Genomic DNA, 25005 nt, shown 5'->3' with positions numbered 1-25005 from the left:
GAATGCCCGGATTAGATTGACGCGAGCGGCGAGACTTCGAACACGCAGTGCTCGTGTCCCTCCGCCGCGCAGCGTGCCTCTTTCGACTGCGACGGCGGGCCCTTGCGCGCGCCGTCGGGCGCGGTATCGTTGACCCAGTCCATCGCGCCCGCGAACCAGCCGGCGAACATGTAGCAAAGCTTGCCGGTCTTGCCCGGTTGCGCGAGCACGAACGACGAGTGCCGCAATTCGATCCGCGCATGCGAGCTGGCCGGATCGGCTTCGATGATCCTGAAGATGCCCCAGCCGCGCTGCGACAGACGGTTCAGGTAGTGCTCGAATACCGCCATGCCGGCAAGACCATGTTGCTTCGCTTCCTTCTCGCACCAGAAATAGGCGGACTTGTGACCGGCCTTGTAGAGAATTCCGGCGTACGTGTCGCGGCCGAGCGCTTCCTCGACGGCGACGTGGTTGTTGGTGAAGAAGTGGCGCGGCACGTACAGCATCGGCAGCGCGTTGGTGGTCCAGACGCCGGTGTGCGGATCGACGTCGATAGGCAGTTGGGGTTGCATGTGGAGACTCCGTTTCGTGTCCGCTATGAAAACAAGGGCTAAAGCTCACACCTTCCAGACTTCGCCGAACACCCGTACCCAGTTTTCGCCCATGATCTTGCGGATGCGCGTCTCGCTCCAGCCGGCGCGTTCCATCGCGGCGGTCAGGTTCGGAAACTCGCCGATCGTGCGAATGCCTTCGGGATTCACGACCTTGCCGAAGTTCGTCAACTGGCGATAACGGCCCTTGTCGTGCGTGATCCAGTCGAAAAACTCGGTGCTGTAGCCCTGCGTGAAATCCGTGCCGATCCCCACCTGGTCCTCGCCGATCAGGTTCACCACGTACTCGATCGCCTCGATATAGTCCTCGACGGTCGCGTCCGGTCCGCGCTTCAGGAACGGCGCGAACATCGTCACGCCGACGAAGCCGCCCGCGTCCGCGATCTCCTTCAGTTGCTCGTCGGTCTTGTTGCGCGGATGCTCCTTGAGCCCGGACGGGCAGCAGTGCGAATAGCAGACCGGCTTCTTCGACGCCGCGATCGCCTCCGACGACGTCTTGCCGCCCACATGCGACAGATCGACCATGATGCCGACGCGGTTCATCTCCTGAATCACTTCGCGCCCGTAGCCGGACAGACCGCCGTCGCGTTCGTAGCAGCCGGTGCCGACCAGGTTCTGCGTGTTGTAGCAAAGCTGCACCACGTTGACGCCGAGATCCTTGAACGCTTCGATATAGCCGAGGTTGTCCTCGAACGCATGCGCGTTCTGGAAGCCGAAGATGATGCCGGTCCTGTTCTCTTGCTTGGCGCGGAAGATGTCGTCGGTGGTGCGCACCAGCGTGAGGATCTCGCTGTATTGGCGGATTTGCTGCTTCATTTCGGCGATGTTGTCGACGGTCTTCTGAAAACTCTCCCAGACCGACACCGTGCAGTTCACCGCGGTCACGCCGCCCTTGCGCATGTCCTCGAACACCGAGCGCTCGAACTTCGAAATGTTCAGCCCGTCGATGATGATGCTGTTCTCGTGCAGTTGACTCATCGTTTGCTCCACGCGTACTCAGTAAATGGGAAAGCGCTCGCACAGCGCGAAAATCTCGCGGCGCACGCGTTGTTCGGTTGCGGCATCGCCTTCGGGCGACACGCGGAGCGCATCGAGCACCTCGACGATCAGACGCCCGACCTCGCGAAACTCGCTGACGCCGAAGCCGCGTGTCGTCGCCGCCGGTGTGCCGAGGCGGATGCCGGAGGTGATGGTCGGCTTCTCCGTATCGAACGGAATGCCGTTCTTGTTGCAGGTGATGCCCGCGCGCTCCAGCGCCTGTTCGACCTGATTGCCCTTGAGCCCCTTCGGCCGCAGATCGACCAGCAGCAGATGGTTGTCGGTGCCGCCCGTCACCAGATCGACGCCGCCCGACGTGAGCACCTCGCCCAATGCCCGCGCGTTCGCGAGCACGCTGTCGATATAGGTTTTGAAGCCCGGCTGCAGCGCCTCGCCGAATGCGACTGCCTTGCCGGCGATCACGTGCATCAGCGGGCCGCCCTGCAAGCCGGGGAACACGGCAGAGTTGATCTTCTTTGCGATCTCCTCGTCGTTGGTCAGCACGAATCCGCCGCGCGGACCGCGCAAGGTCTTGTGGGTGGTCGACGTGACCACGTGCGCATGCGGGACCGGATTGTCATGGCGGCCGGCCGCGATCACGCCGGCGATATGCGCCATGTCCACCATCAGCTTCGCACCGGCGCCATCGGCGATCGCGCGCAGCCGCGCGAAGTCGAGCGCGCGCGGATAGGCGGAGAAGCCGGCGATCAGCAGCGTCGGCTTGTGCTGTTGCGCCAGTTCCTCGATCTGCTCGTAGTCGATCAGCATCGTGTCGCGCCGCACGCCGTACTGCACCGCGTTGAACCACTTGCCCGACATCGCGGGTTTCGCGCCGTGCGTCAGATGCCCGCCCGCGTCGAGCGACATGCCGAGCACCGTATCGCCCGGCCTGGTGAGCGCGAGCATCACCGCGCCGTTCGCCTGCGCGCCGGAATGCGGCTGCACGTTGGCGAACTTCGCGTCGAACAGCTGCTTGATACGATCGAGCGCGAGCGTCTCGATCGCGTCGACGTATTCGCAACCGCCGTAGTAACGTTTGCCCGGATACCCTTCCGCGTACTTGTTGGTCAGCACCGAGCCCTGCGCGTCGAGCACCGCGCGCGACACGATGTTTTCCGACGCGATCAGCTCGACTTGCGACTGCTGACGCTCGAGCTCTTTCAGAATGGCGCCGCGCACGGCGGAATCGCGCGCCGTTAGCGAGTCTTCGAAGAAGGGATTCGGGTTCGACATGGAAGGTCCGTGAGAACGTTGACGGGGAGGCTGCTGCGGGTTGCCGGCGGGATCGCGCTACCGCTTTGCCTTGGGTCTATTCTTGACGGTCACCCGGCGCGTCTATTTACGAATTCAGACGCGTTCTTTGCCTTTTCCGCCATGCGCAACCTTTTTCGACAAGTCGGCGCGATCCGCGCGCTCAGCGCTGCACTACAACGCAGTATTCCTGCGCCGATCGGGTGCGCTGCAAAGGCGTCGCCGCGCTGTTCCGGTGCCGCGCGGATGGTTTCATCAGTCGATTGCTTAGCTATTCCAGGCTTTGTGCGCAGTATCCAAGGGTTTAGCCTGATGGCACGGTAGTTGCCCTGATACTCAGAATTCGGATAGTCGCCCTCCCCACGACGACGCGGCATTTACATCAGGAATCACCGTTCCCATGTCCACCGATCGCACGGCATCGTTGTCGCATTTCGCATTCATGCCGGTACCCAACTTCACGATGATCGCCTTCTCGAACGCGATCGAAGTGCTACGCATGGCGAACTATCTGACGGGCCAGACGCTTTACCGCTGGTCGATCGTGAGTCCCGCCGGCGGGCCGGTCATGGCGAGCAACGGGTTATCCGTCGATACGGGGCCGGTCGAATGCGTCGGGCAACCCGACATCGTGTTCGTGGTTGGCGGCATCGACGTGCAGCGCTCCACCACCGCCGAGCATCTGTCCGCGCTGCGCCGTTTCGCGCGCATGGGCTGCGTGCTGGGCAGTCTTTGCACGGGCACCTATGCGCTCGCGCGCGCCGGCCTGCTGGCCGGTTATGCGTGTGCGATTCATTGGGAAAACATGTCGGCGCTGAAGGAAGAGTTTCCCGATACGCGCTTTCTGAAAGAGCTATTCGTGATCGATCGCGATCGCGTGACCTGTACCGGCGGCGTCGCGCCGCTCGACATGATGCTGAACCTGATCGCGCCGCGTGTTGGCACCGCTCGGGTCACGCAGATCGCCGAGCAGTTCATCGTCGAACACGTGCGCGACACCAGCGCGCAGCAGAAGATGCCGCTCGTCGCGCGGCTCGGCTCGGCCAACAAATCGCTGTTCGAAGTGATCTCGCTGATGGAGAACAACATCGAGGAGCCGCTGTCGCGCGAAGAACTGGCGCGGCTCGCCGGCATGTCGCAACGGCAGTTGCAACGGCTGTTCCGCGAACATCTGGGCATGACGCCGACGCACTACTATCTGACACTGCGCCTGCGGCGCGCGCGCGAGCTGCTGTTGCAGACCGACATGTCGATCATGCACATCACGATGGCCTGCGGCTTCCAGTCGGCATGCCACTTCTCGAAGAGCTATCGCGATGCGTTCGGCACCGCGCCGACGCGCGAGCGTCGCAAGCAGGTGCCTTCGCTATCCGGTGCGCCAGTGATGGCGGCTTGATCAAGGAACAGAAGCGCCGCGTGCCCGGCAGGCCACGCAGCGCTTTAGCGGCCAACCAGACTCAGGCCGCCTTCAATAGCCCACGCGGGTCGATCACAAATTTCTTCGGCGCGCCGCCGTCGAATTGCCGGTAGCCCTCGGGCGCATCGTCGAGCGACACCAGATCTCCGACCTGCAGCGTCTCGACGTCGCGCCCTACCTCGATCACTTCGCCGGTAATCTCGTGCCCGAGTACCAGGCCGACCTCGGCAGTCGTGCGGCCACGCACCATATGCTGATCGGAGCCGCAGATATTCGTGCTGGTTCGTGAGCGGCACGCCGCACACGCTGCGCGGCGCGCCGTTTCACCAGCGTTGCGGCCTACAACTTTTTCTTTACCCCCGCGCAACATATCCTCGTTTGCCAGCGGTTCGCAAAAGCCCGATAGTGCTGCCTCAGCCGAATCGCCGATCCACCGATTCACACTCCCCCGACCGAGGACCCGTTTGCCATGAAGACCCGAGCGCTCAAACTGATAACAACCGCCACGTTCGCGCTGTTCACGCTCTGCGCGATCTCACCCGTCGGCCACGCGGCCGAGCCCACCGCCGCGCAACTCCAACCCACCATCGATGCCGCGATCAGGCCGCTGATGGCGAAGTACCATATCGCCGGCATGGCGGTCGGCGTGATCGACGACGGCAAGCCCTACGTCTACAACTATGGCGTCGCATCGACGCAAACCGGCAAGCCGGTCACACGCGATACGCTGTTCGAACTCGGCTCGGTCAGCAAGACCTTCACGGCGACGCTCGCGTCGTATGCGCAGCTCGACGGCAAGCTGTCGTTGTCGGACGGCACGGAACGCTATCTGCCGACGCTGCGCGGCCGCCCGTTCGGCAAAGTCAGCCTGCTGAACCTCGGCACGCACACACCTGGCGGTCTGCCGCTACAGGTGCCGGACGACATCCATAACGACGCGCAATTGCTGCGGTACTTCCACGACTGGGAGCCCGCTCATGCGCCCGGCACGTTCCGCACCTACTCGAATCCCGGCATCGGCACGCTCGGCCTGATCACCGCGAAGACCATGGGACAGGATTTCACCGTGCTGATGCAGCAACGCGTGTTTCCGGCGCTCGGCATGAAGAGCACCTATATCGACGTGCCCGCGGCGAAAATGCCGGACTACGCGCAGGGCTATGCGAAAGACGGTGCGCCGATCCGCCTGACGGGCGGCGTGATTTCCGCCGAAGCCTATGGCGTCAAGTCGACCGCCGCCGACATGCTGCGTTTCGTGCAGGCAAACATGAATCTGATTCCGCTCGACAGCCAGCTCCAGCGTGCGATCACGGATACCCATACCGGCTACTTCCAGGCCGGGGTGCTGACTCAGGATCTGATCTGGGAGCAGTACCCGTATCCGGTCGCGTTGCCGACCTTGCTGGCCGGCAATTCGCCGGAGATGGTCCTCAACGGCACGCCGTCGACCGCAATCAAACCGCCGCTGCCGCCGCAGCAGAACGTCTGGATCAACAAGACCGGATCGACCAACGGCTTCGGTGCGTATGTCGCGTTCGTGCCGCAAAAACGCATCGGTATCGTAATGCTCGCCAATCGCAATTTCCCGAACGAAGCGCGCGTGAGCGCCGCGCATCAGATCCTCACGGCGCTGGATGGCGGCAAGCCCTGATACGGCGTGGACTTACGGGCGCAGCCGCGCACGCGCTGCGCCGGCGATCCGCGCGAGCGCATCCGCGCTCAGACGGGCCGCGATTTTCTCGACGTACGCATGATGCCGCGCTTCGAGCGGCGCACCGAGCTCCCGCGCGAGCAGATAGCGGATCAGCGCAATGCGCCGATGACGCAGCGCGATACTTTGATCGAGCAGCGCGAGCGCGGCGCCGGCATCGCGCTCATCGCACGCGTGTGCCGTGAGAAGCGAGGTGGCCGCGCGTGCCGACGTCATGGCGAAATCAGCAAAGCGAACCGCGCGTCGCTCAGCACATCAACGGCTCGGCGGCGTCGAGCATGATCCTGACGAAGTAATCCGCGAAACTGCGACGCACGACGATGTCGAAACTGTCGGCGGCCGTGGGCAGCAACGTGATCGACGCCTTGAAGTAATGGCTCTGCGCGCACTGCCCCACCCCGAACAGTTTCGGATGCAGATCGAGTGGACAGCCGCGCGCGAGCACGTCGCGCGTGCGCGTGCCGCTGATTTCAAGGACCGTATAGCCGCTGCCTACATCGACCGCCGATGCGAACACGCCCGCGAACGCCGCGCCGAGCTTCGCCTGCAACGGCGCCGTGCGCGTCGCATCGTGCGCGGTCTCCGAACGCACGAGCCATTCGTCCGGGCCGAGCCAGACCATGTCGTAGCCGTTGCCGCGCGCGACGGTGTTCGGCTTCTCCGGCGGCTTGCAGCCGATCACCTGTTCCACCGCGCGAATGAACGCCGCGTCGCGCGTATCGCCGCGCACGTTCACGAGTTCGAGAAATGGCCGCTCGCCGAGCCGGAACGCGGCAGTCGCGTTGGCCTGATGCTGTTTCAGCAGCCCATCCACACCGACCAGCGGCGACTCCTGCCACGCGCCGTTTTGCCGCCCGAGCGTGCGGTCCACGATGGACACCGTCCCGCCTGTTTCATTCCACATGTTGACGTGCTCCTTCGCTGTCGTAGAACACCGGACTCGCGATCTTCGCCGCGATCTGTTTGCCGCTTGCGAGCGGAATCGTGACGGTCGTGCCGATCTTGTCGAGACCGCCCTTGACGACCGCCATCGCGATCGAGCGTTGCAGAATCGGGCTGTAATAGCTCGACGTGACGTGCCCGAGCATCGGCGCGGTGTCGCCCTGGAACGGACCGGCGACGATCTGCGAGCCCTCGGGTATCACGAACGACGCATCCTCCGCGAGCAGCCCGACCAGTTGCTTGCGTCCCGCCTTCGCGGTGTCCGAGCGGGCGAGCGAGCGCTTGCCGAGAAAGTCCTTCGAGTTCGCGACGAGCCCGCCCATGCCGAGGTCGTGCGGCGTCATCGAGCCGTCCGTATCCTGGCCGACGATGATGTAGCCCTTCTCCGCGCGCAGCACGTGCATCGTCTCGGTGCCGTACGGCGTGATGTTGAACTCCGCGCCCGCGGCCATCAACGCTTCCCACACCGCGCGTCCGACGTTGGCCGGCACGTTCACCTCATACGCGAGTTCGCCCGAGAAGCTGATGCGCATCACGCGCGCCGCCGCGCCCGCGACGGTGCCTTCACGATACGTCATGAACGGAAACGCCGCGTTCGCGAAGTCGATGTCGTCGCAGACCTTTTGCAGCACCTTGCGGCTCATCGGGCCGACTACCGCAAAAGTAGCCCAGTGATCGGTGACCGACGCGAGCCGCACGCGCAGGTCGGTCCATTCGGTTTGCAGCCAGCGTTCGAGCCACGTGAGCACACGCGCCGCGCCGCCGGTGGTGGTCGTCATCATGTAGTGCTGCTCGGCGAGGCGCACGGTCACGCCGTCGTCGAAGATCATGCCGTTTTCGTCGAGCATCAGGCCGTAGCGGCACTTGCCGACTTCGAGCCTGGTCCACGGATTCGTGTACACCCAGTTCAACAGTTTCGCGGAATCGGGGCCCTGAATATCGATCTTGCCCAGCGTCGACGCATCGAGAATGCCGACGCTCGTGCGCACCGCGAGCGCTTCGCGCGCAACCGCCGCGTGCAGATCCTCGCCCGCCTTCGGGTAGTACCACGGACGCTTCCAGTTGCCGACGTCCTCGAACGCCGCGCCGTGTTCCACGTGCCATTCGTGCACCGCCGTCTTGCGCACCGGATCGAGCAATTCGCCCAATTCCCGGCCGGCGAAAGTGCCGAACGTGACCGGCGTGTAGTTCGGCCGGAACGTCGTCGTGCCGGTCTCGGGAATGGTCTTACCGAGCGCCTGGGCGAGAATCGCCATGCCGTTGATGTTGCCGAGCTTGCCCTGGTCGGTGCCGAAGCCCATCGCGGTGTAGCGCTTCACGTGTTCGACGGATTCGAAGCCTTCGCGCGCCGCGAGGAAGATATCGGCCGCCGCGACGTCGTTCTGGAAATCGACGAACTGCTTGGGCCCGCGCGTGGCCAACTCGCGTCCGCCGACGAGCCACAGCGGTTCCAGCTTCGTTTCGCTCAGTTCGGCGACCTGCACCGGCTTTGGCCGCGCGACGATGTGCCCGGCCGCGCGCGCCGCTTCGACGCCGGCGTCGAGCGCGAAGCGGATGCCCTGGCCGAGCGTGAAGTCGCCCGCGCAGGCGCCGACGCTGGTCTCAGGCTGGACCGCCTTGCCCGGCACGAAGCAGGCCTTGTCGTCATGCCAATGGGCCTTGCCGCCCGACTGCGCGAACAGATGCAGCACCGGGCTCCAGCCACCCGACATCGCGAGCAGATCGCACGGCAGTTGGCCCTGCTGAGCGGTGATCTGCCCTTTCGCATACGAGGCGAGCGACACCGACGCGACGCGCAGCTTGCCATGCGCCGCCGTGACCACCGTGCCGTTCAGCACCTTGATGCCATGGCGGCGCGCGAGCGCCGGCAGCGTGCCCTTCGATGCGCCCGCGCGCGGATCGATGACGCTCACCTGCGCGCCGGCCGCTTTCAGGTCGAGCGCGCATTGATAGCCGTCGTCGTTGTTCGTGAACACGATCGCATTGCGACCCGGCAGTACCGCATACCGATGCAGATAGCTCGACACCGCCGACGCGAGCATCACGCCAGGCAGATCGTTGTTGCCGAACACGATCGGCCGTTCATGCGCGCCGGTCGCGAGAATCACGCGTTTCGCGCGGATCTTCCACAGCAGTTCGCGCGTGCCCTTGCGCTGCGACACGGGCAGATGATCGGTTAGGCGCTGCGTGACCGTGACGAGATTGTGGTCCTGATAGCCGAACGCGGTGCTGCGGCTCAGGATCTTCACATCGGGCAACTGCCGCAATTCGTCCTCGATTTTCCGCACCCACTGCAGCGCGGGCTTGCCGTCGATCTCCGCGCCGCAGGACAGCAGCGAGCCGCCCAGCTCGGGCTGATCGTCGACGAGCGTCACGCGCGCGCCGGACAAGGCCGCCGCGTGCGCGGCCGCGAGCCCGGCCGGGCCGCCGCCGACCACCAGCACGTTGCAATGCGCGAAGCACTTGTCGTAGCGGTCCGCGTCGCGCTGTCGCGGCGCGGTGCCGAGGCCGGCCGCGTCGCGAATCGCTTCCTCGTACTTCGGCCAGAGTTTGCGCGGCCACATGAAGGTCTTGTAGTAGAAGCCCGCCGGAATGAAGCGCGCGATCTTCTGGTTGATCGCCATGCGGTCCTTCTCGATGCTCGGTTTCGCGTTCACGCTGCTCGCGACGAGCCCCTGGTACAACTCGACCTCGGTGGCGCGCGCGTTCGGCACCGTGTAGGCGCCGGTCTCCAGTTGCACGACCGCGTTCGGCTCCTCGACGCCCGCGGTCACGATGCCGCGCGGCCGATGATATTTCCAGCTGCGCGCGACGAAATGCATGCCGTTCGCGAGCAAGGCGGACGCGAGCGTATCGCCTTGATAACCCTGATACTCGACGCCGTTGAACGTGAAGCTCAGCGCGATCGCGCGATTGATGCGCCCGCCGGTCGGGAGTCGGTCTTTCTGGCTCATGATGCTTTGCCCTCTTGTGCCTTTACCTGTGCCTTTACCTGTGCGTTTGCTGCCTGTGTATCGGTACTGTCCAGCGCCAGCAACGGACGCTCGAACGTCTGATAGCCCTGGAACGCATAGCTGACGGTGTCGCGCTGCGCCTTGAACCAGCGGCGGCAGCCCTGCGTGTGGAACCATTGCTCGCGATGCACGCCGCGCGGGTTCTTGCGCATGAAAAGGTAGTCGCCCCATTCCTTGTCGGTGAGCTTGTCCGTGTCGAGCGGGCGGGCGATGTCCGCTTCGCCGCCGCACGAGAATTCGGTTTCGGCGCGGGGACCGCACCAGGGGCATTCGATCAGCAGCATCTGTGTCTCCTTGTCGACTAGTGGGCCACGGCGGCAGCGCCATGCTCATCGATCAGATGACCGGTATAGAACCGGTCCAGCGAAAACGGTGCGTTCAACGGATGGGGTTCGTCCTTCGCGATCGTGTGCGCATAGACCCATCCCGAGCCGGGCGTCGCCTTGAAGCCGCCCGTCCCCCAACCGCAGTTGAAATACAGTCCCTTCACATCGGTCTTGCTGATGATCGGGCACGCGTCCGGCGACACGTCGACGATGCCGCCCCACTGCCGGTTCATCCGCACGCGCGAAAACACCGGGAACATCTCGACGATCGCCTCGAGCGTGCCCTCGATGATCTGGAAGCTGCCGCGCTGCCCAAACCCGGTGTACTGATCGACGCCCGCGCCGATCACGAGATCGCCCTTGTCGGACTGGCTGATATACGCGTGGACCGCATTCGACATCACGACCGTGTTGACGACCGGCTTGATCGGCTCCGACACCAGCGCCTGCAACGGATGGCTTTCGAGCGGCAGCCGCACGCCGGCCATATCGGCGAGCGTCGACGTGTTGCCGGCCGCGACCACCGCGACCTTCTTCGCCTTGATGAAACCCTTCGTCGTGTCGACGCCCGTCACCTGGCTGCCGTCGCGGCGAATGCCGACGACCTGGCAGTTCTGCACGATATCGACGCCGGCCTGATCGGCGCCGCGCGCGAAGCCCCACGCCACCGCATCGTGCCGGGCCACGCCGCCGCGCCGCTGGATCGATGCGCCGAGCACCGGGTAGCGGCTGTTCAGATTGATGGTCGGCTCCAGTTCCTTGATCTGCGCCGGCGTGAGAAATTCGGCGTCGACGCCGTTCAGGCGGTTCGCGTTGACGCGGCGTTCGGTGTCGCGCACGTCCTGCAGCGTATGCGCGAGATTCATCACGCCGCGCTGGCTGAACATCACGTTGTAGTTCAGATCCTGCGCGAGCCCTTCCCACAGCTTCATCGCCTTCTCGTAGAGCGCGGCGGATTCGTCCCACAGGTAGTTCGACCGCACGATCGTCGTATTGCGCGCGGTGTTGCCGCCGCCGATCCAGCCCTTCTCGAGCACCGCGACATTGCGCACGCCATGCTCCTTCGCGAGGTAGTACGCGGTCGCGAGACCGTGCCCGCCGCCGCCCACGATCACGACGTCGTATTCACGTTTAGGCTCGGGGCTGCGCCATTGCCGCTCCCAGTTCTCGTGATACGACATCCCGTTGCGTAGCAGGCTGAATATCGAGTAGCGGCTCATCGTCGGTCCTTTGCGGTTTTGCAGATGCGGTGTAGCGGTTCAACACTCGATGACGTTCACGGCCAGTCCGCCGCGCGACGTCTCCTTGTATTTCGTCTTCATGTCGGCGCCGGTTTCGCGCATGGTGCGGATCACACTGTCGAGCGACACCACGTGCTTGCCGTCGCCCTTCATCGCGAGGCGGGCCGCGTTGATCGCCTTGATCGCGCCCATCGCGTTGCGCTCGATGCACGGAATCTGCACCAGCCCGCCGACCGGATCGCAGGTCATGCCGAGGTTGTGTTCCATGCCGATTTCGGCGGCGTTCTCGACCTGGGTGGGCGTGCCGCCCATCACGGCCGCGAGCGCGGCGGCGGCCATCGAGCAGGCCACGCCCACTTCGCCCTGGCAGCCCACCTCGGCGCCGGAGATCGACGCCGTTTCCTTGTAGATGATGCCGATCGCCGCGGCGGTCAGCAGGAAGTCGACGATGCCGGCGTCGTTCGCCGCATGCATGAATTTCACGTAGTAGTGCAGCACTGCCGGGATCACGCCGGCCGCGCCGTTGGTCGGCGCGGTGACGACCCGGCCGCCCGCGGCGTTCTCCTCGTTGACGGCCATCGCGTACAGGTTGACCCAGTCGAGCATCGACAGCGGGTCGCGCAGCGATTCCTCCGAGCGTGCGCGCAAGCGCTCGCACAGCTCGGCCGCGCGACGCTTCACGTGCATCGGGCCGGGCAACTCGCCGCGCGCCTTGCAACCGCGCTCGACACATGCGGCCATCGTGCGCCAGATCGCCAGCAGGCCCTCGCGCACTTCGGGCTCGGGCCGGGTCGCGCATTCGTTGCGCAACGTCACTTCGGCGATGGACAGGCCGCTTTCGCGGCACACGCGCATCAGATCGTCGCCGGTGCGAAACGGATACGGCACCTCTGCGTTGGCGCGCCGGCCGTTCACGCGGTCGCCGTCGCGATTGACGACGAAGCCGCCGCCGATCGAGAAGTATTCTTTTTCGACGAGCAGTTGACCGTTCTCGTCGAAGGCCTGGAAGCGCATGCCGTTCGGATGCACGACGCCCGAGCCCCGCGCGCCCGGCATCAGCTTGCGCAAGAAGCCGACATGTTCGCGCTCGTCGAACGCGACCGCATGCTTGCCGAGCAGCACGAGCTGTCGGGTCTCGCGGATCGCGCGCAGCCGCGGCTCGATCAGCTCAGGATCGAGCCGGTCGGGCAGATTGCCTTCGAGGCCGAGCAGCACCGCCTTGTCGGTGCCGTGGCCCTTGCCGGTCGCGCCGAGCGAGCCGAACAGCTCGGCTCTGACGCGCCGCACGAAGCCGAGCAGATTCGCGTCCTCGATGTGCGATGCGAAGCGGCATGCAGCGATCATCGGCCCGACCGTGTGCGAGCTGGATGGACCGATGCCGATCTTGAACAGATCGAAGACGCTGACGTTCATGGCGTGCCTTGTGCGTTGTGTCTTGCGTGTTGCGATGGCCGGAAGCGCTTCGACTCGACTCATGCGCCCGGATGGAATGTGCGTCTATTGCACCGCACGCCGGGCCGGATCGATAGAATAAAAACGGCATCGCAATGGGATGGCGTCGTCAGGTGAGCCGCCACGCGGGTCTCCCGGCGCATTTGCGATGACTTGGGACGCATTTGCGACAGGCGGCCCGATTGCGGCCGGCAATGCTGAAGGTCCGTGGTGCTATCCTCGGCTTCACCGTTTCGGTCAACGTCCGTTCCTCTTTCGCCGTTTTTTTCACCGACCCGCCGCGCGCATGAATTCCGCTGAAACGCTTGCCCCTCCCTCACTCGACACAGCCACGAAGCAGCGCATCCGCTTCGGCATCATCCTGCTGCCGAACTTCACGCTGACCGCATTCTCGGGTTTCGTCGACCTGCTGCGCCTGTCCGCCGACGAAGGCGACTTCAGCAAGCCGGTGCGCTGTTCGTGGAGCGTGATCGGGGAAACCCTGGCCCCGGTGCGCGCGAGTTGCGGCATCCAGATCACGCCGTGGGAAACCTTCGAGACCGCCGGGAAGTTCGACTACGTGGTGGTGGTCGGCGGACTGCTGCACTCGGGGCCGGCCGCGAGCGAGGCGACGCTCGCGTTTATCCGCCGCGCCGCAGCCCGCGACACGACGCTGGTCGGCATGTGCACCGGCGTGTTCTCGCTGATGCGCGCGGGCGTGCTCGACGGCCATCGGATCTGCGTGAGCTGGTTTCACTACTGGGATTTCATCGAGCGCTTTCCGTCGGTCGACGAACAGATGCTGGTCGCCGACCGGCTGTTCGTGATCGACCGGCGGCGCATCACCTGTTCCGGCGGCCGCGCGTCGATCGACGTCGCCGCCGCGATCCTGCTGCGTCATTTCGAAACCGCCACGGTGCAGAAGGCGCTGCGCATTCTGCTCGTCGACGACCTGCAGAAAGGCAACGCGCCGCAGCCTCATCCCCCCGGTCTCGCGCCGGCCTCGCATCCGAAGGTCAAGCGCGCGATCCTGCTGATGGAGCAGCACGTGGGCCGCGCGCTGCCGCTCGACGAACTGGCGGGCAAGCTCGATCTGTCGCCGCGTCAGCTCGAACGGCTGTTCAAGGCGCAGACCGGCAAGGCGCCGCAGGCCTACGCGAAGCAGGTGCGCCTGCGCACCGCCGCGTGGTTGTTGACGAGTTCGGACAAGACCGTCGCCGATATCGCGTCGAGCTGCGGCTTTTCGGACGCCTCGCACCTGGGACGGGAATTTCGCAAACAGTTCGGCGTGCCGCCGATGATGTATCGCGAGCAGCGCGGCACGGCGCAGCAAGCCGACGACGGCTCGTGCTACGACGAAACGTTTCCGGGCCGCGCGCAGGCGATCTGAATCCGCGCGGCATGCGAGGCCGCGGCACCTGCTACTCCGGCATGCGCCGCTCGACGCTCGGCGCATGTCCGAACTGCGCGCGATAGGCCTTGCTGAAATGACACGGAGAATGAAAACCGCACACCATGGTCACGCGCGCGATCGACGCGTCGGTATTGCGCAGCAGATCGCGCGCGCGGCGCAGCCGCAAGCTCAGGTAGTAATGCGTCGGCGACACGTTCAGGAATAGCTTGAACATCCGTTGCAAATGACGCTGCGACAGGTTGACGAGCCGGGCGAGTTCGTCGAGCGATAGCGGCTCCTCGATGTTCGCTTCCATCAGCCGCACCACTTCGATCAGTTCGGTGCGCGACAGGCCGACCCGCGCGTCGACCGGAATGTGCTGGTAATCGGTCGAGCCGCGAATCCGCTCGACGATGAATTGCTCGGACACCTGCGCGGCCACCGCGGCCCCCAGCCGCATGCCCACCAGATGCAGCATCAGATCGAGCGGCGCGGTTCCGCCGGTGCAGGTCAGCCGGTCGCGGTCGATCACGAACAGTTCGTCGTCGAAATGCACGTGCGGATAGCGCTGGTGCAACGGCGACATGTCCTCCCAATGCACGGTCGCGCGATAGCCGTCGAGCAGCCCGGCCGCGAGCAGCGCATACGGACCCGTGCAGATGCCGCCGAGCGGCACGCGGTGCGCGGCCGCCTCGCGCAGCAGCGCGATCACCGCGTCGTTCACATACTCGCGCACGTGCCAGCCCGCGCACACGAACAGCAGGTCCGGCATGCCGGCCTCGGCGAGCGTGGTGGTCGGTTTCACCGTGATGCCGTTGCTCGCGCGCGCCGGCTCGCCGTCCGGCGTGATCACCGACCACCGGTAGTGCTGCGCGCGGCCCACGTAGTTCGCCATGCGCAGCACCTCGACCGCGCTCGTGAACGCGATCATCGAGAAGTTCGGCAGCGTCAGGAAGCCGACGTGCGCGACGTGCGCGACGGCGCACAGCCGCGCATCGGCTTCGGCGGAGGCGATTGCGTCGCGCTTCATGGACGTATCGAATCAGGCCGTCAACCGTGTTGCGCCGCCGGCTCGCGGCGCACTTTCATCGCATTGCGCAAACCGGCGAACAGGGGGGCGCGTACCTTGCCCGGCGCCCGGCCGAAGCTCTCGGTGATGCGGTCCAGAATGATCGCCAGCATCACGACCGACATGCCGCTTTCGAAGCCGAGTCCGATATCGAGCCGCTGGATGCTCGCGAGCACGTCGTTACCGAGGCCGCCCGCACCGACCATCGACGCGATGATCACCATCGACAGCGCCATCATGATGGTCTGGTTCACGCCGGTCATGATCGACGGCAGCGCGTTCGGAAACTGCACCTTGTACAGCAGTTGCCACGGCGTGCAGCCGAACGCCTGTCCCGCTTCGACGATTTCGCGATTCACGTGCTTGATGCCGAGTGCGGTCAGACGCACCGCGGGCGGCATCGCGAAGATCACTGTCGACAGGATGCCCGGCACGCGGCCGAGACCGAACAGCATCGCGGCCGGAATCAGGTAGACGAACGCGGGCATGGTCTGCATCAGATCGAGCACCGGACGCACGATCATTTCGACGGCGCGGCTCTTCGCCATCCAGATGCCGAGCGGCACGCCGAGCACGAGACTGATCACCGTCGATGACAGCGTGAGGCCGAGCGTGATCACCATCTGATCCCAGAAGCCGGTGCCGTAGATCAGCAGCAGCGCCGCCAGCGTGAACAGCGCGAAGCGCCAGCCGACGCGCCACAAGCCGATGCCGACGAAAAACGCCATCAGCGCCCACATCGGCACGGCCTGCAAACCATGCTCGACCGCCGCGGCGAAACTCTCGATGACCTTGCCGATCGTGTCGAAGGTCTGCGCGTCGTGATCGAGCAGGTAGTGAACGCCGCGATCGACCCAGGCGCCAAGTGGAATGACTTCAGACATGGGAACCTCGATGGCGCGTGAGAACGTTCAGCACGTTCGTCTTGTTGACCGAACCGCAGTAGGAGCCGTCCGCTTCGACGACCGGCAGCGGCGCGCGGCTCGCCACCACGCGCGCGACCACGTCGTCGAGCGGCGTGCTGCGGCGGATGCATTCGACCTGGTTGAGTTTCGGCGACGCGCTGCCCGCCGCATCGCGGCACACGAAGCCGCGAATCCGGCGCTCGCTATCGAGCACGAACGCGTAGTCGGCGCTGCCGTTGAGCGTCGCGGCGACGCTCGACGCGTCGATCTGCGGCGCGTGCATCAGCGGCACGTCGTCGGTCTGCATCAGATCGCCGGCCGTCAGATAGCGGCTCGTGTCGATGCCTTCGAAGAACGCGCGCACGTAATCGTCGGTCGGGTTCTTGATGATTTCCCGCGGCGTGCCGATCTGCACCACGCGGCCGCCTTCCATGATCGCGATGCGCGTGCCGATGCGCATCGCCTCCTCGAGATCGTGCGACACGAACAGGATCGTGCGCTGCTGCTCGCGTTGCAGATCGAGCAGCACGTTCTGCATCTCCTTGCGCTTGAGCGGATCGAGCGCGGAGAACGCCTCGTCCATGATCATCAGCGACGGGTTGACCGCGAGCGCGCGCGCGAGCCCGACGCGCTGCTGCATGCCGCCCGACAACTCGGCCGGCAGTTTCTGCGCGAACGGTGCAAGGCCGACCTGTTCGAGCACCGTCAGCGCCCGCGTCTCGCGCTCCTTGCGGCCGACGCCCGCGACTTCGAGGCCGAACGCCGCGTTGGCCAGCACGTTGCGCTGCGGCATCAGCGCGAAGGACTGGAACACCATGCTCATGTCCTTGCGGCGCAACGCGGTCAGCTCGGCGCGCGGCACGCCCGCGACATCGCGGCCGTCGATCAGCACCTTGCCGGCGCTGGGCTCGACGAGCCGATTGATCAGGCGAATCAGCGTCGACTTGCCCGAGCCGGACAGGCCCATCAGCACGAAGATCTCGCCCTCGCGAACCTCGAACGACGCGTTGTGGACGCCGACGATCTGACCGGTGCGGGCAAACACCTCTTCTTTCGTGGCGCCGCCGGCCAGCATCGCGAGCGCCTGTTTCGGGTTGCTGCCGAACACCTTGCACAGCCCTTCGACCACGACCTTGGGGGAATTCATCGAGTGCTCTCCTCGCCTGCGGACGTCCGTCCGCGCTGTGCCTACATAGTTGCCAGAAAAAAGTGCGGCTAACCGACTAATTCCGACAACCACATGAGGAAATGCGACACCCGGCCATGCCGTGGACGCTCGGCGCGGCGAGCAAACCCTTGTGGGAGAAAGTTGTGGGAGAAAGGATTGACGCAGGTTGGCCCGCGCGCGGAGCTTGTCGCAACAGAGCAAGCGGCGCTCCCGGACGGCGGCGAGCGCGAGGCGCCTGAGAGGCGCCGGGTTCAGGAAATCGACACGCCCAGCAAGCGCCCGACGCCGAACGTGAACCCTGCCGCGATGAGCCCGATGACGATCTGGCGCAGCGCCGAAAACCCCGCGCTGCGGCCGTTGAACAGCGACGTGAACACGCCGATCGACGCGAGCGCCAGCATGCTCAGCACGACGCACTGCACGATTGCGCTGACGCCGCGCGTCCACAGGAACGGCATCACCGGGAAAATCGCGCCGAGCGAGAACAAGCAGAACGACACACCCGCCGCCGACCACGGATTGCCGCCCAGTTCCGACGGATCGAGACCGAGCTCCTCGCGCGTGAGGGTGTCGAGCGCCTTGTCCTTGTCGCGCATCATCTGCGAGGCCACGCGTTTCGCCTCGCTCGCGTCGAGCCCTTTCGCGCGGTAGATCAGCGCGAGCTCGTGCTCCTCCGCTTCGGGCTGTTCTTCGATCTCCTCGGCTTCCTTGGCGATCTGTGTGCTCGCGAGTTCGCGCGCATTGGTGACCGACAGCCATTCGCCGAGCGCCATCGAACAGGCACCGGCGATCAGCCCGGCGAGGCCGGTCAACAGGATCGCCTTGTTGCCGGTGCCCGCGCCGGCGACGCCCATGATCAGGCAGAAGTTGGACACGAGGCCATCGTTCGCGCCGAGAACCGCCGCGCGCAGATCGTTGCCCGACGCGACGCCCTTGTGCCACGACTCGGCCGCGGCAATGCGCGCGCCGGACGACAGGTTGGCATTGCCGGTGCTCGCGAGGGTCTGCACGACGGCCGCGTGATGATGTTCGTCGGCCGACATGTGGCCCGCGTCGCGTTGGCCTTGATATTTGTTGCGGTCCGCGTATTCGGCTGCGGCGAGCGTCGGCAGCACGAAGTCCGCGCCGCACACGCGCACGAGCCCCTTCATCAGACGCGTCTTGACCGCATGGCCACGGCCCTTCGGTTCGATGCCATTGGCTCTGAGCTTGTCGGCCCACACTTGCGCGTGGCTGTGTTCGGATTGCGCGAGATCCTGATAGACCTGCTTGCGGGTCTCGTCTTTCTCGACCTGCGCGAGCGTCTCATAGAGGGCGGCGCTGTGCAGTTCGTCGGAGAGATTCGCCTTGTAGCGTTTCACTTCATGTTTCGTTGCCATGATCGCGCCTCGCAACTGCCCGGCGCCTCATCAACGATGAATGCCACGCCGGGCGTCCGCCTGTCCGTTACTGGCTGGCAGGCGCACCAACGCCGGCCTTCTTCTGGGCTGCCTGCAGCTTGTCCGGATAGTTCGGATCGTTCTGCGCCGGCTGGTAGCCCGCGTCTTCGAGTTTCTTCAACTCGGCGTTCTTTTTCGCGCGGGCCTGTTTGCGCTCTGCCTTGCGCTCGGCCTTGGTCGGCTTTGGGGTGGTCGTCGTCGCGCCTTCCTGGGCTGCGGCATCCGTCGAGCCCTGCGCGAGCGCGAGCGGAATCGTACCGGCCATCAGTGCGACGGCCGAAAACCCCAGCATGATTCGTTTAATGGCGAAGCTCTTCATCACTGATATCCCCTGAAAAAATTGGCAATAACGTACGAGTTGCGTCTGCGAATCGTGAACCACACGCCGGGTCGCGCAGCCTCCACGCGAACCCGTCAACGGGAGCTTACAGCCAAATAGCGGGAGGTGGGTCGGGAGCGTGGACTGCTGCGGGCGTCGCTTCATCGGTGGGTATTCATGGGTGACACTTGCTGTGCACCGTTTTAGGTCGTGCTGCATTGCAGAATTACAAAACGGTACGGCTTCTTTCTCTCGAACATCGTAATCGCCAAGTTCGGCTTGATTACAAGGACTGACGAGGTAAATGAAACGCGTTGTTGGGCTTTGACGCGGCGCTGCCATTTTGGCAGCGGCTCGGCCCTGCGGCCTCAATTTCAGAATACTCCGGCTTTTGCCGCGGATTGACTCGCGAACAATAGTGGCGCGGATCGGTTGCAACGCGGCCATGCTCAATTCCCGATAGTCGAATTCGAGCGTTTGGGGCTATCCAGTTCCGTTGATTTTTACATCACGAGCCGTAAGCGCCTATGAACCACGACGAAAAATTCTCTTACTACAAGATCGACAAGCTTTTTTGGCGTTGGAAGAAGCAAGACGGGGCCCGCATCGTGCATGAGGTCTCGCTCTCCACTGACAATCCACCGCCTCCGCTTCCGGCCCTGCCAGTCGCGAAGCCGAAAGCCGTGCCAAGCCCACCCAAGTCACCCAAATCTGATCCGACCGTAAAAATGATCAACGACCTTCTCAAGGTCGCCGATTCGGTTTCCCGGTTCAGCACATGGTTAAAGACGCCTGTGCCGCCCAAACCACCCAAAGCGGAGAAGATCGCCGCCCCGAAAAAGACGGTACCGCCATTCGATATCCAGGAAATCCCGCAGGCTCTGCGCAAGGAAATGATGCCCATTGGGGCAAAGTTAATGGAGCGATGGTTTGCCGGCCGCTTGAACTATTCCGCAATCCCCAGCGATGAGATCAAGGAAATCAATCAGGAAGGCAAACCGTATCCGCCTGACATGTACGACACAACCACGGTAAAGATGGACTGGATATTGGAGTTCGCTCGTGCCAGACGGAAATACGACTACCTGATCAACGATGCAATCCGTTCACCCGCGGCGCTTCAAGTGCTTCAAAAGAAGCTTCGTTTCTACAGGCACAGAAGCGAGCTATCTACGCACGATATCTGTCGGGATGATCCCCAACACCTGCATCAGTTTTTCCAGTTTCAACACGTCGAGGTTGACGGTACCTTTGCGGAAAAAATCAAGCTGCAACTGATGGCGGATGCTGTGCGAACAGGCGTCCCCGACGATTTGACCGCTGCGCTTGGATCGTTCGTAATCTATGCCGCTATTGCTCACGTCCGCCTGTCGAGGGACCCATTTGGTACGCAAAAAACCACTGCCGAAGTAACGGGTGCATGGATCTATGTGAAAGATAACTTCACGTTTACCGATGAGCCGGGGCAGCGGTCCCAGTATCTGGGGCATTGGAGCAGTAACGGCGTTATCGTGATGCCGCTCGATGGCGTAGCCGCGGCATCACGATATATTCCTTACGTGGAGTCGCCTGTTACGCTTGGCGATCCGGTTATCAAAGGACAGGTCTATTACCCGATCCACAACAGCGATTTCCGACAATGGGCGATCAGACATCAGCGCGGTGGTGATTTCATCATCTACTCGGACCGTCGCTTCGTTCACATCTTTCCGCCGATCGTGCTCTATCTATGAAACGCATCTCTACGCGTGTCGCATTGTTAGCGGGTCTCATTGCCGTGCTTTATCTCGGTCTGTTCGACCATACTCCGCAAGGAAGCGAGTGTCGCAAATCGGCACCTGCCCACGGCCTGTACACGGCAGAGCTTTGCCTGTTGCGATGGATTCCGGGCCGCAGTGGAAGCCCTGAATATGTCGGCAGGCTATTCGATGCAAAAACTGGGAAGCTGCTTGCACAGCGCACGTTCAGCACGCCTGTCCCCGATCTTTTCTGGTCAACGGGTCTGCGATACTCGCTGAATCCGTATTCGCCGCCCCGTTATCTCGGTCCGTCCGTCGAATTTTCCCGCGGAGATGGCGGTGAAGGAGATTCGAGTATTTCGTTACCTCCGTCGTTCTGGGACAAACTAGCCGCCGCGCGCCCGCGCTTATAGTCGGCTGCGTCGTATGCCGGTGCCTGTGTCTCACCGTGCTGGATTCAAGCCGCACGCACTTCCTTCCGCGATTCAGTTTTTTGGCATGTCCGCGCCGTCAGGAGTATCTTTTAACCGCGCCGGAAGCGCCAACACCACCACTCCTCTACAAGACAGACGCTTCCCAGGGTCCAGACCAGCTCGACAAAGCGCGAAGTTTCTAACATGCAACGAAGCGACATCAACTTATCGAGGATGGTGAATCCGTGAAAACAGTCAATCTTTTGAAGGCGCTCGGTATGGCATTGTGCGTGGCAACCGCATCCAGCGCCTATGCGCAGGCAAGCGACGCGCAAGCGCCCGCCGCCACGGCACCTGCGCCGGCCACGACCGCCCAATCGACGCGTGCAGCAGATCGCAAGCTCGGCCGCGACGTGCGGCGCGCGCTCGGTAAAGCGCCGGGCTTCAATGTATCGAACGTGTTCGTGCGGGCGCGCGGCGGCGCGGTGACGTTGACTGGCTCGGTGCCTCAGGGCGACATGATCCAGCAGGCTGGCGATGTTGCGAAAGGCGTGCCGGGCGTGACCTCGGTGACCAACAGACTCACCCTGAACCTGCCATCCCGCGGGAGTGGCGGGAGCTGAGCACAAGCTGGACGCAACTCAGCGCCGCACCAACCCCACCACGTATCTGCACACCTCGGTGCCCGCATTGAAGAACTCGCATTCGACCGGCGCACCGAGTTGCAAACAATCCCCCGCTTCGAGCCGGTGCGTCAGCGCGCCCTCGCGAAACGTCAGCACCCCTTGCGTGACCCAGATCTGCTGATGCTGAAACACGAACGCATCCGACGGATAAGGCACCCTCACCCCAGTCGGCAATTCGATTTCGAGCAGTTCCAGCACGCCGCCGGTCGGCGGTGAAATACGCCGCCGCGTATAGCCGGTTTCGGGGTCCTCCCACAGCGGCTGGTCCGCATGACGCACGAGCCGCTCGCCGGTCTGCTCGGCGAGTGCGAGCAACGTGGACAGCGTCAGCCCGAACGCGCCCGACAGCCGCCCGAGCACCGTCGCGGTCGGACTCGCCTCGCCACGCTCGATCTTGCTGATCATCGCCTTCGATACACCCGAGCGCTCGGCCAGCTCGGCGAGCGACCAGTTGCGCGCCTCGCGCTCGGTCTTCACGCGCGCGGAGATCGCCTGGGTCAGATCGATGGCGGAAGTTTCGGACATGGCGGGGTCGTCGTTGCGCAAGTGGGTGGCACCTTATCCTCAAAGACCTTTCGACAACCGGCCTTGGTCAAGGCCTCTTGTTGCAACTCAAGGTTCTGATCCTGCGTCGAGACACGGGGGTAGCCGATGATCGTGGCGTGACAGTGCCGATTGACGAGTTCGTTGCCGCCGGCGGCCGAGATAGTTGCCTTCAGTTCCGTTAGCTCCATCCGCTCGGTCATTGCTTCATTCCATCGTCCTTGCGGTCTTCATCTTCGGCATCCTGGCACGCGGCAGGCAGTTGTTTCAGTAGCTCTGGTAGCGCCGTTTGCACTGCAAGCATCGGTTGCGGCTTGCTGCATGTGGTCGAGGTAGTCCGGCAAGCGGTTCTCGTTCATACCGGCTGCGCCTCCGCAAGCACCTTGGCCCGGAACTTCTGCGGCAGGTCGGCCGGGGTCAGCAGATCGACGTGGACGCCGAGTAGCGCTTCCAGTTCATCCTGCAACCCCCCAAGGTCGAACAGCGTCGCCCCTGGCAGCGCATCGACCAGCAGATCGAGGTCGCTGCCGTCCCGGTCGGTGCCGTGCAGCACCGAGCCGAACACGCGCGGGTTCGCTGCGCGGAAGCGACTCGTCGCTTCGCGCACTACGCTGCGCTTCATGTCGAGAACAACGGACGGTCGCATGGGCATCCTTTCTTATCGAAACTCATCGAGACGATAAGCGATTGAGTCGAGACTCGCAATGCCTTCACCTCCCGCGCCATGCCGGTTGCGTTGGCGGGCTTGCTGCCCCGGCACGCCCTACGCCAAGCTGATTACCTTTGACGCAGCAGCGCCAGGATCAGCGCAGACCAGTTCCGGCGGCTACGACCACCGCAACCGGCACAGCCAGCCAACCATGTCTTGCATAGTGATTTTTCGTCCACTATATTAAACGCAACGCCCTCGCCCGAACCCGCTCGTCAGCAGGAACACACCATGCCGAAGGAAATCGTTCTCAACGCGTTCGACATGAACTGCGTAGGCCACATCCAGCAAGGGCTGTGGACCCATCCGCGCGATCAGTCCACGCGCTACACGGATCTGCAGTACTGGACCGACTACGCGCGCAAGCTCGAAGCGGGCCTGTTCGACGGCATCTTTTTCGCGGACGTGGTTGGCGTGTACGACGTCTACGGCGGCAGCCCGGACGCGGCAATCGGCGGCGCCGTGCAGGTGCCGGTCAACGATCCGACGCTGCTGATTCCGGCGATGGCCGCGCTCACGCGGCATCTGTCGTTCGGCGTCACGTCGAATCTGTCGGTCGAGCAGCCGTTTCTGTTCGCGCGCCGCATGTCGACGCTCGATCATCTGACGCGCGGCCGGGTCGGCTGGAACATCGTGACCGGCTATCTGGACAGCGCATCGCGCGCGATCGGCCTGAGCGGACAGATGGCGCACGACGACCGCTACGATCTCGCCGACGAGTACATGGAGCTCGTGTACAAGCTGTGGGAATGCAGCTGGGAAGACGGCGCGGTGCTGCGCGACAAGGCGCGCGGCGTCTATGCGAACGCGTCGAAGGTCCACGTGATCCATCACCAAGGCAAGCAGTACCGCGTCGATGCGATGCATCTCGCGGAGCCGTCGCCGCAGCGCACGCCGGTGCTGTATCAGGCCGGTTCGTCTGCGCGCGGCAAACAGTTCGCGGCGGCACACGCGGAGTGCGTGTTCGTCAACGGCCAGGCGAAGCCGGCGGTCAAGACGATCGTCGACGACATCCGCGCGCACGCGGTCGCCGGCGGCCGCCGCGCCGACGACATCAAGGTACTGCTCGGCCAGACCGTGATCACGGGCCGCACCGATCAGGAAGCGCGGGAGAAATTCGAGGAGTACCGCCGCTATGTGAGCTCGGAGGCGGCGCTGGTGCATGCGGCCGCATCGCTTGGCATCGACTTCGCGCGCTACGACCTCGACGAGCCGATCGAAACGGGCAAGAGCCAGGCGATCGTGTCGAACGTCGAAGCGATGACGCGCGCGGCCGGTCCGCAATGGACGAAGCGCAAGCTGCTCGAACAGATGGTGCTCGGCAGCCGCCAGCAGCCGCTCGTCGGTTCGGCCGACAAGATCGCCGACGATCTGATCGCGTGGACCGAGCAAACCGGCGTCGATGGCTTCAATCTGTCGCGCACCGTCGTGCCCGAGTGCTTCGACGATTTCATCGAACTGGTCGTGCCGCTGCTGCAGGAACGTGGCGCGTACAAGCGCGCGTATCGTGACGGCACGCTGCGCGAAAAGCTGTTCGGCCATGCGCGGCTGCCTGAGAGCCACACGGCGGCGCGCTTCCGTTCGCCGGCTTGCGCGGCGGCGCCGGACGACGAGGCTCGCGGCTAACTCGACCACCGTTGTTTTGGCGAACCCGACTTCCA

At 64.1% G+C, this 25005-nt stretch carries 23 protein-coding genes and 2 pseudogenes; 7 read left to right on the top strand and 18 right to left on the bottom strand.

The features are described from left to right. Positions 1-11: 11 nt before the first annotated feature. The 3 genes from HDG32_RS30390 to HDG32_RS30380 are packed head-to-tail and all read right to left on the bottom strand — an operon-like array spanning position 12 to position 2861. Positions 12-551, bottom strand: coding sequence for a DUF5943 domain-containing protein (locus HDG32_RS30390; RefSeq protein ID WP_184072992.1), 540 nt, complete (start codon positions 549-551; stop codon positions 12-14). 45 nt (positions 552-596) lie between these two features. Beyond that, the gene (locus HDG32_RS30385; RefSeq protein ID WP_184038348.1) at positions 597-1568 is read right to left on the bottom strand and encodes a dipeptidase; all 972 of its coding nucleotides are present in this window, start codon (positions 1566-1568) and stop codon (positions 597-599) included. A gap of 18 nt (positions 1569-1586) precedes the next feature. Beyond that, positions 1587-2861 (bottom strand): serine hydroxymethyltransferase, encoded by a 1275-nt coding sequence (locus HDG32_RS30380; RefSeq protein ID WP_184072990.1) that lies wholly within the window; start codon positions 2859-2861, stop codon positions 1587-1589. A gap of 418 nt (positions 2862-3279) precedes the next feature. Between HDG32_RS30380 and HDG32_RS30375 the strand changes: the two genes are divergently transcribed. Next, positions 3280-4275, top strand: a complete 996-nt coding sequence (locus HDG32_RS30375; protein ID WP_184072988.1) for a GlxA family transcriptional regulator — start codon at positions 3280-3282, stop codon at positions 4273-4275. 151 nt (positions 4276-4426) lie between these two features. Here HDG32_RS30375 and HDG32_RS30370 read toward each other — a convergent pair. Then, positions 4427-4576: pseudogene (locus tag HDG32_RS30370) on the bottom strand (alcohol dehydrogenase catalytic domain-containing protein); the annotation flags it as partial. A gap of 189 nt (positions 4577-4765) precedes the next feature. Here HDG32_RS30370 and ampC point away from each other — a divergent pair. Continuing rightward, the gene (gene ampC / locus HDG32_RS30365) at positions 4766-5947 is read left to right on the top strand and encodes a class C beta-lactamase (protein ID WP_184072986.1); all 1182 of its coding nucleotides are present in this window, start codon (positions 4766-4768) and stop codon (positions 5945-5947) included. A 12-nt stretch (positions 5948-5959) separates the two neighbouring features. On the opposite strand, the gene HDG32_RS30360 is transcribed toward ampC, so the two are convergent. The 6 genes from HDG32_RS30360 to HDG32_RS30335 are packed head-to-tail and all read right to left on the bottom strand — an operon-like array spanning position 5960 to position 12943. Next, positions 5960-6223 (bottom strand): hypothetical protein, encoded by a 264-nt coding sequence (locus HDG32_RS30360; protein WP_184072984.1) that lies wholly within the window; start codon positions 6221-6223, stop codon positions 5960-5962. Positions 6224-6254: 31 nt separating this feature from the next. Continuing rightward, positions 6255-6911, bottom strand: a complete 657-nt coding sequence (locus HDG32_RS30355) for a sarcosine oxidase subunit gamma (protein WP_184072982.1) — start codon at positions 6909-6911, stop codon at positions 6255-6257. After that, the gene (locus tag HDG32_RS30350) at positions 6901-9903 is read right to left on the bottom strand and encodes a sarcosine oxidase subunit alpha family protein (protein ID WP_184072980.1); all 3003 of its coding nucleotides are present in this window, start codon (positions 9901-9903) and stop codon (positions 6901-6903) included. Before HDG32_RS30350 ends, HDG32_RS30355 begins: the two co-directional genes overlap by 11 nt. Then, on the bottom strand, positions 9900-10247 hold the full coding sequence (locus tag HDG32_RS30345; protein ID WP_184072978.1) for a sarcosine oxidase subunit delta: 348 nt from the start codon (positions 10245-10247) through the stop codon (positions 9900-9902). Before HDG32_RS30345 ends, HDG32_RS30350 begins: the two co-directional genes overlap by 4 nt. A 17-nt stretch (positions 10248-10264) precedes the next feature. Then, the gene (locus HDG32_RS30340) at positions 10265-11509 is read right to left on the bottom strand and encodes a sarcosine oxidase subunit beta family protein (RefSeq protein ID WP_184010042.1); all 1245 of its coding nucleotides are present in this window, start codon (positions 11507-11509) and stop codon (positions 10265-10267) included. Between the two features lie 39 nt (positions 11510-11548). After that, positions 11549-12943, bottom strand: coding sequence for an L-serine ammonia-lyase (locus HDG32_RS30335; RefSeq protein WP_184072976.1), 1395 nt, complete (start codon positions 12941-12943; stop codon positions 11549-11551). Between the two features lie 325 nt (positions 12944-13268). Between HDG32_RS30335 and HDG32_RS30330 the strand changes: the two genes are divergently transcribed. Further along, the gene (locus HDG32_RS30330; RefSeq protein ID WP_184072974.1) at positions 13269-14351 is read left to right on the top strand and encodes a GlxA family transcriptional regulator; all 1083 of its coding nucleotides are present in this window, start codon (positions 13269-13271) and stop codon (positions 14349-14351) included. Between the two features lie 31 nt (positions 14352-14382). Here HDG32_RS30330 and HDG32_RS30325 read toward each other — a convergent pair whose 3' ends face one another. From HDG32_RS30325 to HDG32_RS30305, 5 genes are all read right to left on the bottom strand, one after another. Then, positions 14383-15384 carry a GlxA family transcriptional regulator gene (locus tag HDG32_RS30325; RefSeq protein WP_184072972.1) on the bottom strand — a complete coding sequence of 334 codons (1002 nt, stop codon included), beginning with the start codon at positions 15382-15384 and terminating at the stop codon, positions 14383-14385. Positions 15385-15404: 20 nt separating this feature from the next. After that, the gene (choW, locus tag HDG32_RS30320) at positions 15405-16307 is read right to left on the bottom strand and encodes a choline ABC transporter permease subunit (RefSeq protein ID WP_184072970.1); all 903 of its coding nucleotides are present in this window, start codon (positions 16305-16307) and stop codon (positions 15405-15407) included. Further along, entirely contained in the window at positions 16300-17475 is a 1176-nt protein-coding gene (locus tag HDG32_RS30315; protein ID WP_184072968.1) for a glycine betaine/L-proline ABC transporter ATP-binding protein, read from the bottom strand. Before HDG32_RS30315 ends, choW begins: the two co-directional genes overlap by 8 nt. 272 nt (positions 17476-17747) lie before the next feature. Next, the gene (locus tag HDG32_RS30310; RefSeq protein ID WP_184072966.1) at positions 17748-18875 is read right to left on the bottom strand and encodes a VIT1/CCC1 transporter family protein; all 1128 of its coding nucleotides are present in this window, start codon (positions 18873-18875) and stop codon (positions 17748-17750) included. A 67-nt stretch (positions 18876-18942) separates the two neighbouring features. Next, positions 18943-19254: a hypothetical protein gene (locus HDG32_RS30305; RefSeq protein ID WP_184072964.1), complete on the bottom strand. Its 312-nt coding sequence runs from the start codon at positions 19252-19254 to the stop codon at positions 18943-18945. A gap of 527 nt (positions 19255-19781) precedes the next feature. Between HDG32_RS30305 and HDG32_RS30300 the strand changes: the two genes are divergently transcribed. From HDG32_RS30300 to HDG32_RS30290, 3 genes are all read left to right on the top strand, one after another. Beyond that, on the top strand, positions 19782-20987 hold the full coding sequence (locus tag HDG32_RS30300) for a DUF6402 family protein (protein WP_184072962.1): 1206 nt from the start codon (positions 19782-19784) through the stop codon (positions 20985-20987). Continuing rightward, a complete protein-coding gene (locus tag HDG32_RS30295; RefSeq protein WP_184072960.1) occupies positions 20984-21406 on the top strand; it encodes a hypothetical protein in 423 nt (140 codons plus the stop codon). The genes HDG32_RS30300 and HDG32_RS30295 overlap by 4 nt, the downstream gene beginning before the upstream one ends. Positions 21407-21651: 245 nt before the next feature. Next, complete coding sequence (locus HDG32_RS30290; RefSeq protein ID WP_184072958.1) at positions 21652-22029, top strand: BON domain-containing protein; 378 nt, start codon at positions 21652-21654, stop codon at positions 22027-22029. A gap of 18 nt (positions 22030-22047) precedes the next feature. On the opposite strand, the gene HDG32_RS30285 is transcribed toward HDG32_RS30290, so the two are convergent. From HDG32_RS30285 to HDG32_RS30275, 3 genes and pseudogenes are all read right to left on the bottom strand, one after another. Beyond that, positions 22048-22617 (bottom strand): XRE family transcriptional regulator, encoded by a 570-nt coding sequence (locus tag HDG32_RS30285; protein WP_090805849.1) that lies wholly within the window; start codon positions 22615-22617, stop codon positions 22048-22050. A 14-nt stretch (positions 22618-22631) separates the two neighbouring features. Further along, positions 22632-22748: pseudogene (locus HDG32_RS36785) on the bottom strand (recombinase family protein); the annotation flags it as partial. Between the two features lie 242 nt (positions 22749-22990). After that, positions 22991-23281: a nucleotidyltransferase family protein gene (locus HDG32_RS30275; RefSeq protein ID WP_184010058.1), complete on the bottom strand. Its 291-nt coding sequence runs from the start codon at positions 23279-23281 to the stop codon at positions 22991-22993. Positions 23282-23575: 294 nt separating this feature from the next. On the opposite strand from HDG32_RS30275, the gene HDG32_RS30270 reads away from it, so the two are divergent. Further along, on the top strand, positions 23576-24970 hold the full coding sequence (locus HDG32_RS30270; RefSeq protein WP_184072956.1) for an LLM class flavin-dependent oxidoreductase: 1395 nt from the start codon (positions 23576-23578) through the stop codon (positions 24968-24970). The last annotated feature ends 35 nt before the right edge of the window (positions 24971-25005 follow it).

Origin of the sequence: Paraburkholderia sp. CI2 (assembly GCF_014201055.1) — a bacterium.
GTDB classification, from domain to species: domain Bacteria; phylum Pseudomonadota; class Gammaproteobacteria; order Burkholderiales; family Burkholderiaceae; genus Paraburkholderia; species Paraburkholderia tuberum.
Note: the sequence above shows the minus strand (reverse complement) of the source record. Positions and strands in the feature narration are given on the sequence as shown.

Coding starts and splice junctions, on each gene's coding strand:
- HDG32_RS30350 (WP_184072980.1), bottom strand. CDS start 9,903: ATGAGCCAGAAAGACCGACTCCCGACCGGCGGGCGCATCAATCGCGCG.
- HDG32_RS30295 (WP_184072960.1), top strand. CDS start 20,984: ATGAAACGCATCTCTACGCGTGTCGCATTGTTAGCGGGTCTCATTGCC.
- HDG32_RS30305 (WP_184072964.1), bottom strand. CDS start 19,254: ATGAAGAGCTTCGCCATTAAACGAATCATGCTGGGGTTTTCGGCCGTC.
- HDG32_RS30270 (WP_184072956.1), top strand. CDS start 23,576: ATGCCGAAGGAAATCGTTCTCAACGCGTTCGACATGAACTGCGTAGGC.
- HDG32_RS30330 (WP_184072974.1), top strand. CDS start 13,269: ATGAATTCCGCTGAAACGCTTGCCCCTCCCTCACTCGACACAGCCACG.
- HDG32_RS30315 (WP_184072968.1), bottom strand. CDS start 17,475: ATGAATTCCCCCAAGGTCGTGGTCGAAGGGCTGTGCAAGGTGTTCGGC.
- HDG32_RS30335 (WP_184072976.1), bottom strand. CDS start 12,943: ATGAACGTCAGCGTCTTCGATCTGTTCAAGATCGGCATCGGTCCATCC.
- ampC (WP_184072986.1), top strand. CDS start 4,766: ATGAAGACCCGAGCGCTCAAACTGATAACAACCGCCACGTTCGCGCTG.
- HDG32_RS30380 (WP_184072990.1), bottom strand. CDS start 2,861: ATGTCGAACCCGAATCCCTTCTTCGAAGACTCGCTAACGGCGCGCGAT.
- HDG32_RS30275 (WP_184010058.1), bottom strand. CDS start 23,281: ATGCGACCGTCCGTTGTTCTCGACATGAAGCGCAGCGTAGTGCGCGAA.
- HDG32_RS30325 (WP_184072972.1), bottom strand. CDS start 15,384: ATGAAGCGCGACGCAATCGCCTCCGCCGAAGCCGATGCGCGGCTGTGC.
- HDG32_RS30340 (WP_184010042.1), bottom strand. CDS start 11,509: ATGAGCCGCTACTCGATATTCAGCCTGCTACGCAACGGGATGTCGTAT.
- HDG32_RS30385 (WP_184038348.1), bottom strand. CDS start 1,568: ATGAGTCAACTGCACGAGAACAGCATCATCATCGACGGGCTGAACATT.
- HDG32_RS30390 (WP_184072992.1), bottom strand. CDS start 551: ATGCAACCCCAACTGCCTATCGACGTCGATCCGCACACCGGCGTCTGG.
- HDG32_RS30300 (WP_184072962.1), top strand. CDS start 19,782: ATGAACCACGACGAAAAATTCTCTTACTACAAGATCGACAAGCTTTTT.
- HDG32_RS30375 (WP_184072988.1), top strand. CDS start 3,280: ATGTCCACCGATCGCACGGCATCGTTGTCGCATTTCGCATTCATGCCG.
- HDG32_RS30355 (WP_184072982.1), bottom strand. CDS start 6,911: ATGTGGAATGAAACAGGCGGGACGGTGTCCATCGTGGACCGCACGCTC.
- choW (WP_184072970.1), bottom strand. CDS start 16,307: ATGTCTGAAGTCATTCCACTTGGCGCCTGGGTCGATCGCGGCGTTCAC.
- HDG32_RS30310 (WP_184072966.1), bottom strand. CDS start 18,875: ATGGCAACGAAACATGAAGTGAAACGCTACAAGGCGAATCTCTCCGAC.
- HDG32_RS30360 (WP_184072984.1), bottom strand. CDS start 6,223: ATGACGTCGGCACGCGCGGCCACCTCGCTTCTCACGGCACACGCGTGC.
- HDG32_RS30285 (WP_090805849.1), bottom strand. CDS start 22,617: ATGTCCGAAACTTCCGCCATCGATCTGACCCAGGCGATCTCCGCGCGC.
- HDG32_RS30345 (WP_184072978.1), bottom strand. CDS start 10,247: ATGCTGCTGATCGAATGCCCCTGGTGCGGTCCCCGCGCCGAAACCGAA.